The organism is Citrobacter sp. wls619 (assembly GCF_005281345.1).
GTDB lineage: Bacteria > Pseudomonadota > Gammaproteobacteria > Enterobacterales > Enterobacteriaceae > Citrobacter.
Genome location: NZ_SZXJ01000095.1, coordinates 471,127 through 479,022, shown reverse-complemented (window position 1 = coordinate 479,022; position 7,896 = coordinate 471,127). Strand labels below are relative to the sequence as shown.

At 54.3% G+C, this 7,896-nt stretch carries 6 protein-coding genes and 1 tRNA gene; 6 read left to right on the top strand and 1 reads right to left on the bottom strand.

Features of this window, described 5'->3' with window-relative positions:
• Positions 1 to 76: 76 nt before the first annotated feature.
• Positions 77 to 152: transfer RNA gene (locus FDX19_RS19580), tRNA-Gly, on the top strand.
• 269 nt (positions 153 to 421) lie between these two features.
• Here the strand turns inward: FDX19_RS19580 and queG are convergent.
• Positions 422 to 1,561, bottom strand: a complete 1,140-nt coding sequence (gene queG, locus FDX19_RS19575) for a tRNA epoxyqueuosine(34) reductase QueG (RefSeq protein WP_137384007.1) — start codon at positions 1,559 to 1,561, stop codon at positions 422 to 424.
• On the opposite strand from queG, the gene nnr reads away from it, so the two are divergent.
• From nnr to miaA, 5 genes are read left to right on the top strand one after another with little or no spacing between them, the layout of a single operon-like run.
• The gene (gene nnr / locus FDX19_RS19570; protein WP_137384006.1) at positions 1,560 to 3,107 is read left to right on the top strand and encodes a bifunctional ADP-dependent NAD(P)H-hydrate dehydratase/NAD(P)H-hydrate epimerase; all 1,548 of its coding nucleotides are present in this window, start codon (positions 1,560 to 1,562) and stop codon (positions 3,105 to 3,107) included. The two genes, queG and nnr, sit on opposite strands and share 2 nt — an antisense overlap.
• Positions 3,079 to 3,540, top strand: coding sequence for a tRNA (adenosine(37)-N6)-threonylcarbamoyltransferase complex ATPase subunit type 1 TsaE (tsaE, locus tag FDX19_RS19565; RefSeq protein ID WP_137384005.1), 462 nt, complete (start codon positions 3,079 to 3,081; stop codon positions 3,538 to 3,540). Before nnr ends, tsaE begins: the two co-directional genes overlap by 29 nt.
• Positions 3,541 to 3,556: 16 nt before the next feature.
• Positions 3,557 to 4,882: an N-acetylmuramoyl-L-alanine amidase AmiB gene (gene amiB, locus FDX19_RS19560; RefSeq protein WP_137384004.1), complete on the top strand. Its 1,326-nt coding sequence runs from the start codon at positions 3,557 to 3,559 to the stop codon at positions 4,880 to 4,882.
• A gap of 9 nt (positions 4,883 to 4,891) precedes the next feature.
• The gene (gene mutL, locus FDX19_RS19555; protein ID WP_137384003.1) at positions 4,892 to 6,754 is read left to right on the top strand and encodes a DNA mismatch repair endonuclease MutL; all 1,863 of its coding nucleotides are present in this window, start codon (positions 4,892 to 4,894) and stop codon (positions 6,752 to 6,754) included.
• Positions 6,747 to 7,697 (top strand): tRNA (adenosine(37)-N6)-dimethylallyltransferase MiaA, encoded by a 951-nt coding sequence (gene miaA / locus FDX19_RS19550; protein WP_137384002.1) that lies wholly within the window; start codon positions 6,747 to 6,749, stop codon positions 7,695 to 7,697. The genes mutL and miaA overlap by 8 nt, the downstream gene beginning before the upstream one ends.
• Positions 7,698 to 7,896 lie beyond the last annotated feature (199 nt).

The following is a 7,896-nucleotide window of genomic DNA, read 5'->3' as shown; positions in this document are numbered from 1 at the left end:
CAGGAGCTTACAAAAGTAAGTGACTTAGGCGAGTGAAGGCGGCCAACGCAGTAGCGGTTCGAAAGACGAAGATTATGCGGGAATAGCTCAGTTGGTAGAGCACGACCTTGCCAAGGTCGGGGTCGCGAGTTCGAGTCTCGTTTCCCGCTCCAAATTCTTATCTCAATAAAAATATCCACAACGTAGTATCGCGTTGGGGACGTTTTCTTTCGCCATTGACATACTTCTGTAAACAGACTTATCCACAGGCCGAAGCATCATTCCTTGAATGCAAACAACTTCGCTGGGTGAATAATATCCTCGCAACCAATTGAAATCATTGAGCTAATTATCATTTCAAATTGTTAATGCGATCACTTGACGATTTTTTCCCTCTTGAATATCAATGTGTTTTTATTTTTATACACAAGCTGTGGATGACTTAAGCATCGCGTGGCAATCCTTTTTCAACGACCCTGACCAGACGTAGTTTCTTCGGTAACTGCACTTCCACTACGCAGGCATTTCGCTTCTCAATTTGCCGGGCAACCGCCCACGATATGTGTTCGTCGAGAAGTGGGTGCTCACCTCTGCGGGTTTCCAGCGCATTGATTACAGCTTCATCCCAGGGGGCATTTCCCAGCGCAACGGCGATATTGCGCAGCCAGCGCAGATGGCCAATACGACGAATGGCAGATCCCTCCGTGACTTTCAAAAACCACGCCTCGCTCCAGCTAAATAGTTCTATTAACTCCGGAGCATGAAGCTGCTTGCGCGGGCTGAAGTCATCCTCTGCCGTCAACTGCGAATAGCGATTCCACGGGCAAATGAGCTGGCAGTCATCGCAGCCGTAAATTCGATTCCCCATCAAGGGACGAAATTCTTCCGGGATCGCACCTTCCAGTTCGATCGTGAGATAAGAGATACAGCGGCGCGCATCCACCGTGTAGGGTTCAACGATAGCGCCGGTAGGACAAATGGTCATACAGGCCACGCATTTACCGCATCCTTCTTCGACAGGCTTATCAACCGGGAGAGGCAAATCGATCAGTAACTCACCGAGAAAGAAGAATGAGCCAGCCTCACGGTTGAGGATAAGTGAGTGCTTACCCGCCCAGCCAAGCCCGGCTTTTTCCGCCAGCGGACGCTCAAGAATGGGCGCAGAATCGACAAAAGGTCTAAAATTCAGCGAAGCGCAGTGCTGCTGAATCATCTCGCCCAGCTTTTTTAAGCGGTTACGTAGCAACTTATGGTAGTCACGTCCAAGCGCGTACCGGCTGACGTAACCCAGAGAGGGGTTTTTCAACGTGCTGGCAAAAGCCGCGTTGGCAGGAAGATAGTTCATTCGCACGCTGATAACGCGTAATGTACCGGGTAATAATTCGTGAGGTCGGGCGCGCATCATGCCGTGACGGGCCATCCAGTCCATCTCGCCGTGATAGCGTTTATCCAGCCAGGCCTGCAGTTTGGGTTCGGCTTCGCTGAGGTCGGTATCGGCAATACCGACCTGCTGAAAGCCAAGTTCCAGCCCCCACTGCTTAATATTTTGCGCTAACTGATTGAGATCGAGGGGCTCTGACATGACGGACCATACAATGAAGAAAAACCTCGCAAGTATACCACACTCCATCTGGCACGCCGATGACATCAAACGGATGGAACGAGAGGCGGCAGACAACTTAGGGCTGACGCTGTATGAACTGATGCTGCGCGCGGGAGAGGCTGTGTTTCAGGCTACCCGGAACGCATATCCGCACGCCCAACACTGGCTGGTGCTATGCGGTCATGGCAACAACGGCGGTGATGGATACGTAGTGGCAAGGCTTGCCAAAGCGCAGGGCATTGATGTCACATTGCTGGCGCAGGAGAGCGATAAACCGCTGCCCGAGGAAGCACAGCAGGCGCGTGATGCCTGGCTTAATGCGGGGGGCGTCATTCACTCTACAGATATCGTCTGGCCTGGTTGTGTGGATGTCATTATCGATGCGCTGTTGGGGACCGGTTTAAAACAGGCACCGCGCGAACCGCTCCGGACGCTGATTGAGCATGCCAATACCCATCCTGCTCCCATCGTCGCCGTAGACATTCCTTCCGGCCTGCTGGCACAAACAGGCGCGACGCCGGGAGCGGTGATAAATGCAGCGCATACCGTCACCTTTATTGTGTTGAAACCAGGACTGTTAACTGGCAAAGCGCGCGATGTTACCGGACATCTGCACTTTAACGCGCTTGGGTTAGAGGCCTGGCTTACCGGGCAAGATGCGCCGATTCAGCGTTATGAAGCCTCGCAGCTTGCGCATTGGTTAACACCACGTCGACCTACCTCGCACAAAGGCTCCCACGGTCGGTTGGTGATTATCGGCGGTGACCACGGCACGGCAGGTGCAATACGCATGGCCGGTGAAGCGGCACTGCGTGCGGGGGCTGGGTTGGTCAAAGTGCTGACGCGCAGTGAAAATATCGCCCCCATTTTGACTGCCCGACCGGAACTCATGGTCGATACGCTAACGCCGAAGACGCTGGAAGAGGGGTTGGCGTGGGCGGATGTCGTGGTGATTGGTCCGGGTCTTGGACAGCAGGAGTGGGGCAAAAAAGCATTGCAAAAGGTCGAGAATTTTCGCAAACCAATGCTCTGGGATGCCGATGCGCTTAACCTGCTGGCAATCAATCCCGATAAACGTCACAATCGCGTGATCACGCCGCATCCGGGGGAGGCTGCGCGACTGCTGGGCTGTTCCATTGCAGAAATTGAAGACGATCGCTTACTTTGCGCACAACGTCTGGTAAAACGGTACGGAGGTGTGGTGGTGCTGAAAGGCGCGGGGACGGTTGTCGCCTCTGAACAGGCTGCATTGGGTATTATTGATGCCGGTAATGCCGGAATGGCCAGCGGCGGGATGGGGGATGTACTTTCCGGTATTATTGGCGCATTGCTCGGACAGACGCTTACCCCGTATGATGCAGCGTGTGCGGGATGTGTTGCGCATGGTGCGGCGGCGGATGTACTGGCAGCGCGTTTTGGTATGCGCGGCATGCTGGCGACAGATCTCTTTACCACGCTACAGCGTATTGTTAACCCTGATGTGATTGACGTTTATCATGATGAATCGAGTAATTCCACTACCTGATGAGCAGGCAACTTTAGACCTGGGACTGCGGGTAGCCAAAGCCTGTGACGGCGCGACGGTTATTTATTTATATGGCGACCTGGGGGCGGGTAAAACGACCTTTAGTCGGGGATTCCTGCAGGCGTTAGGTCACAAAGGTAATGTAAAAAGCCCGACCTACACGCTGGTCGAACCCTATGCGCTCGATAATTTAATGGTCTATCACTTCGACCTGTATCGCCTTGCGGACCCGGAGGAGCTGGAATTTATGGGGATCCGCGATTATTTTGCCAATGATGCCATCTGCCTGGTGGAATGGCCGCAACAAGGTAAAGGTGTACTGCCAGACCCGGACGTCGAAATACACATTGAATATCAGGCGCAAGGTCGTGAGGCGCGCGTAAGTGCTGTCTCCTCATCGGGTGATTTATTGCTGGCGCGTTTAGCCGATTAACCTTAAGGGTGGCGGGATGATTTATCGCATCAGAAACTGGCTGATGGCAACCCTGGTCCTGCTGTGCGCGCAGGCAGGGGCCGCCAGCCTCTCCGATCTTCAGGTTTCCAATGGCGATCAACAGGCGCGGATTACGCTGAGCTTTATCGGTGAGCCGGAATACGCTGTGTCGCAGGAGGGGAAACGAACGGTCACGCTGGATATTAAACAAACCGGTGTGATTCAGGGATTACCGCTGCTGTTCAGCGGCAATAATCTGGTGAAGGCGATCCGTTCGGGGACGCCAAATGATGCCCAGTCTCTGCGGTTGGTCGTGGATTTAACCGAAAACGGCAAAGCCGCCGCCGTAAAACGGCAAAACGGCGGTAATTATACGGTGGTGTTTACCATTAATGCCGATGCCCCGCCGCCGCCTCCTCCTGTGGTGGTGAAACGCGTTGAAGCACCCGTTGTCGCTCCGCGTCCCGTTGAGCCAGCACGTAATCCGTTTAAAACAGAAAACGATCGCACTACGGTGGTGACCAACAGCAATACGGCCACGAGACCGGCAGCTCAGGCCCGCGTCAGCAACGGCGAAAAAGTGGTTATTGCTATTGATGCCGGACACGGTGGACAGGATCCTGGCGCGATCGGCCCAGGCGGTACACGCGAGAAAAACGTCACGATTGCCGTGGCGCGCAAACTGCGCGGCTTGTTGAATGATGATCCGATGTTTAAGGGGGTTCTCACCCGTGACGGCGATTACTTTATCTCGGTGATGGGCCGTTCTGATGTTGCGCGTAAACAAAATGCCAACTTCCTGGTCTCTATTCATGCGGATGCCGCGCCAAACCGCGATGCGACTGGCGCTTCCGTATGGGTGTTGTCAAACCGTCGTGCCAACAGTGAAATGGCCGGTTGGCTGGAACAGCATGAGAAACAGTCGGAACTGCTGGGCGGCGCGGGTGATGTGCTGGCTAACAGCCAGTCTGACCCCTATCTCAGTCAGGCCGTACTGGACCTGCAGTTCGGTCATTCGCAGCGCGTCGGGTATGATGTGGCGACCAGCATGATCGGTCAGTTAGAGCGTATTGGTTCGATGCATAAACGCCGCCCGGAACACGCCAGCCTTGGCGTATTACGCTCGCCGGATATCCCGTCAGTGCTGGTTGAAACCGGTTTTATCAGCAACAACAGCGAAGAACGGCTGTTGGCAAGCGATGATTACCAGCAGCAGTTGGCCGAGGCGATTTACAAAGGACTGCGTAACTATTTCCAGGCGCATCCGATGCAAACCGGCCCACAGGGCGCACCGGCGCAAACTGCCAGCGCCGTATCGCCTGGCAGCACGTTAACAAACTAAGGATTAGCCATGCCGATTCAGGTTCTACCGCCACAGCTGGCGAACCAGATTGCCGCAGGCGAGGTGGTAGAACGGCCTGCGTCAGTGGTGAAAGAGCTGGTAGAAAACAGCATTGACGCCGGTGCGACGCGCATTGATATTGATATCGAACGCGGCGGAGCGAAGCTTATCCGTATTCGTGACAACGGCTGTGGGATTAAAAAAGACGAGCTGGCACTGGCGCTGGCGCGTCATGCCACCAGTAAAATTGCCTCGCTTGACGATCTCGAAGCCATCGTAAGCCTTGGATTTCGTGGCGAGGCACTGGCGAGTATCAGCTCGGTTTCCCGTTTAACCCTGACATCGCGTACGCAAGAACAACCCGAAGCCTGGCAGGCCTATGCCGAAGGGCGTGACATGGATGTGACGGTTAAACCCGCTGCGCATCCGGTGGGTACTACGCTGGAAGTGCTGGATCTGTTTTACAACACGCCAGCCCGACGCAAGTTTATGCGCACCGAGAAAACGGAATTTAACCACATCGACGAAATTATCCGCCGCATTGCGTTGGCGCGTTTCGATGTGACGATTAATCTATCGCACAACGGCAAAATGGTGCGCCAGTATCGTGCTGTCGCGGCGGATGGACAAAAAGAGCGCCGACTGGGGGCGATCTGCGGGACGCCGTTTCTGGAGCATGCTCTGGCGATTGAATGGCAGCATGGCGATTTGACGCTGCGCGGCTGGGTGGCCGATCCGAACCACACGACGGCGGCGCTGGCGGAAATCCAGTACTGCTATGTGAATGGCCGGATGATGCGCGATAGACTGATCAACCATGCTATTCGCCAGGCCTGTGAAGATAAGCTGGGCGCCGATCAGCAACCCGCATTTGTACTGTATCTGGAAATCGACCCGCATCAGGTGGATGTCAACGTGCATCCAGCCAAACATGAGGTACGCTTTCACCAGTCTCGTCTGGTACATGATTTTATTTATCAGGGCGTATTAAGCGTCCTGCAACAGCAGTTGGAAACCTCGTTGCCGCTGGCTGATGACGAAGAACTGGCCCCGAGACATATCCCGGAAAACCGCGTGGCGGCAGGGCGTAACCATTTCGCCGAACCAGCGCCAGCGCGTGAACCTGCTACTCCCCGTTATTCTGCCTCTTCCGGTAGCGGAAGTGGTCGCCAGGGGCAGGCAAGCGCCAGTTGGCCGCATGCCCAGCCCGGCTATCAAAAGCAGCAGGGCGAAATTTATCAGCGCCTGCTGCAGACACCGGCTCCGATGCACAAACCACTGGTCGCTGAAACACCGGCGGAACCTCTTACCGGCAACAGTCAGGGGTTTGGGCGGGTGCTGACTATCGTAGGGACCGACTGTGCATTACTGGAAAGCGATGGCCAGATTCGGCTGCTGGCGTTACCTGTTGCGGAACGGTGGTTGCGTCAGGCGCAGCTTACGCCTGGGCAGGGCCCTGTTTGCGCTCAGCCACTGCTGATCCCATTGCGTCTAAAAGTCACCGCTGATGAAAACGCCGCGTTGCAAAAAGGACAAAGCCAACTGGCCGATGTGGGGATTGAATTTCAGCTGGATGCGCAGCATGTGACCATCCGAGCGGTGCCTTTACCCTTACGCCAACAAAATTTACAAATCTTGATTCCTGAACTGATAGGCTACCTGGCGCAGCAAACCGTATTCGAAGCGGGCAACATTGCGCAGTGGATTGCACGTAACCTGATGAGCGAGCATCCGCAGTGGAGCATGGCCCAGGCGATTACGCTGTTGGCGGATGTTGAGCGGCTATGCCCACAACTCGTGAAGGCGCCGCCGGGTGGTCTGTTACAACCTGTTGATTTACATTCGGTAATGAACGCCCTGAAACATGAGTGATACCTGTAAGGCGAGCCTGCCAAAGGCAATTTTTTTAATGGGGCCGACGGCCTCCGGTAAAACGGCATTAGCAATTGAATTGCGTAAAGTTTTGCCCGTAGAGTTGATAAGCGTTGATTCCGCCCTTATTTACAAGGGGATGGATATTGGCACCGCGAAGCCTGATGCTGATGAATTGCAGGCCGCACCGCACCGATTGCTGGATATTCGTGATCCAGCGCAAGCGTATTCTGCAGCAGATTTTCGTCGCGATGCGCTAGCCGAGATGGCCGATATCACCGCAGCGGGGCGTATCCCGCTGTTAGTGGGTGGCACAATGTTATATTTCAAAGCGTTGCTTGAAGGGTTGTCACCGTTACCGTCGGCAGATCCGGAGGTCAGGGCCAGAATTGAGCAGCAGGCGGCAGAGCTAGGATGGGACGCGTTACACCGACAGCTTCAGGAGATTGACCCGGTAGCTGCAGCGCGGATTCATCCAAATGATCCGCAAAGACTTTCCCGGGCACTGGAAGTTTTTTTCATTTCGGGTAAAACTTTAACGGAGCTGACGCAAACGTCAGGAGATGCTTTGCCGTATGAGGTGCACCAGTTTGCGATCGCTCCGGCGAACCGTGAATTGCTCCATCAGCGAATTGAGCAGCGTTTTCATCAGATGTTAGCTTCAGGTTTTGAAGCAGAAGTCCGGGCGCTTTTTGCCCGAGGAGATTTGCATACGGATTTGCCTTCCATTCGTTGTGTAGGGTATCGCCAGATGTGGTCATACATTGAAGGCGAAATTTCATACGATGAAATGGTTTATAGAGGTGTTTGCGCCACGAGGCAGTTAGCGAAGCGGCAGATAACCTGGTTGCGTGGCTGGGAAGGGGTGCACTGGCTTGACAGTGAAAAGCCTGACCAGGCGCGAAACGAAGTATTACAGGTTGTTGGTGCTATCGCGAACTGAATGTGTACAATTGAAACGTATCGTGCGCAATTTTTCAGAACCATAAGGTTCAATACGCAAAGTCATTCAAGTTGCATCAAGGCAGCAAGAGAGTGAATCTCCAGGAGCTTACTCAGGTAAGTGACAGGGGTGAACGAACGTCGCTAACGTAGAGGCAACCTGAAGGATGAGGCGTATTAAGTACAAATAAGCATATAAG

Coding starts and splice junctions, on each gene's coding strand:
- nnr (WP_137384006.1), top strand. CDS start 1,560: ATGACGGACCATACAATGAAGAAAAACCTCGCAAGTATACCACACTCC.
- queG (WP_137384007.1), bottom strand. CDS start 1,561: ATGTCAGAGCCCCTCGATCTCAATCAGTTAGCGCAAAATATTAAGCAG.
- tsaE (WP_137384005.1), top strand. CDS start 3,079: ATGATGAATCGAGTAATTCCACTACCTGATGAGCAGGCAACTTTAGAC.
- amiB (WP_137384004.1), top strand. CDS start 3,557: ATGATTTATCGCATCAGAAACTGGCTGATGGCAACCCTGGTCCTGCTG.
- mutL (WP_137384003.1), top strand. CDS start 4,892: ATGCCGATTCAGGTTCTACCGCCACAGCTGGCGAACCAGATTGCCGCA.
- miaA (WP_137384002.1), top strand. CDS start 6,747: ATGAGTGATACCTGTAAGGCGAGCCTGCCAAAGGCAATTTTTTTAATG.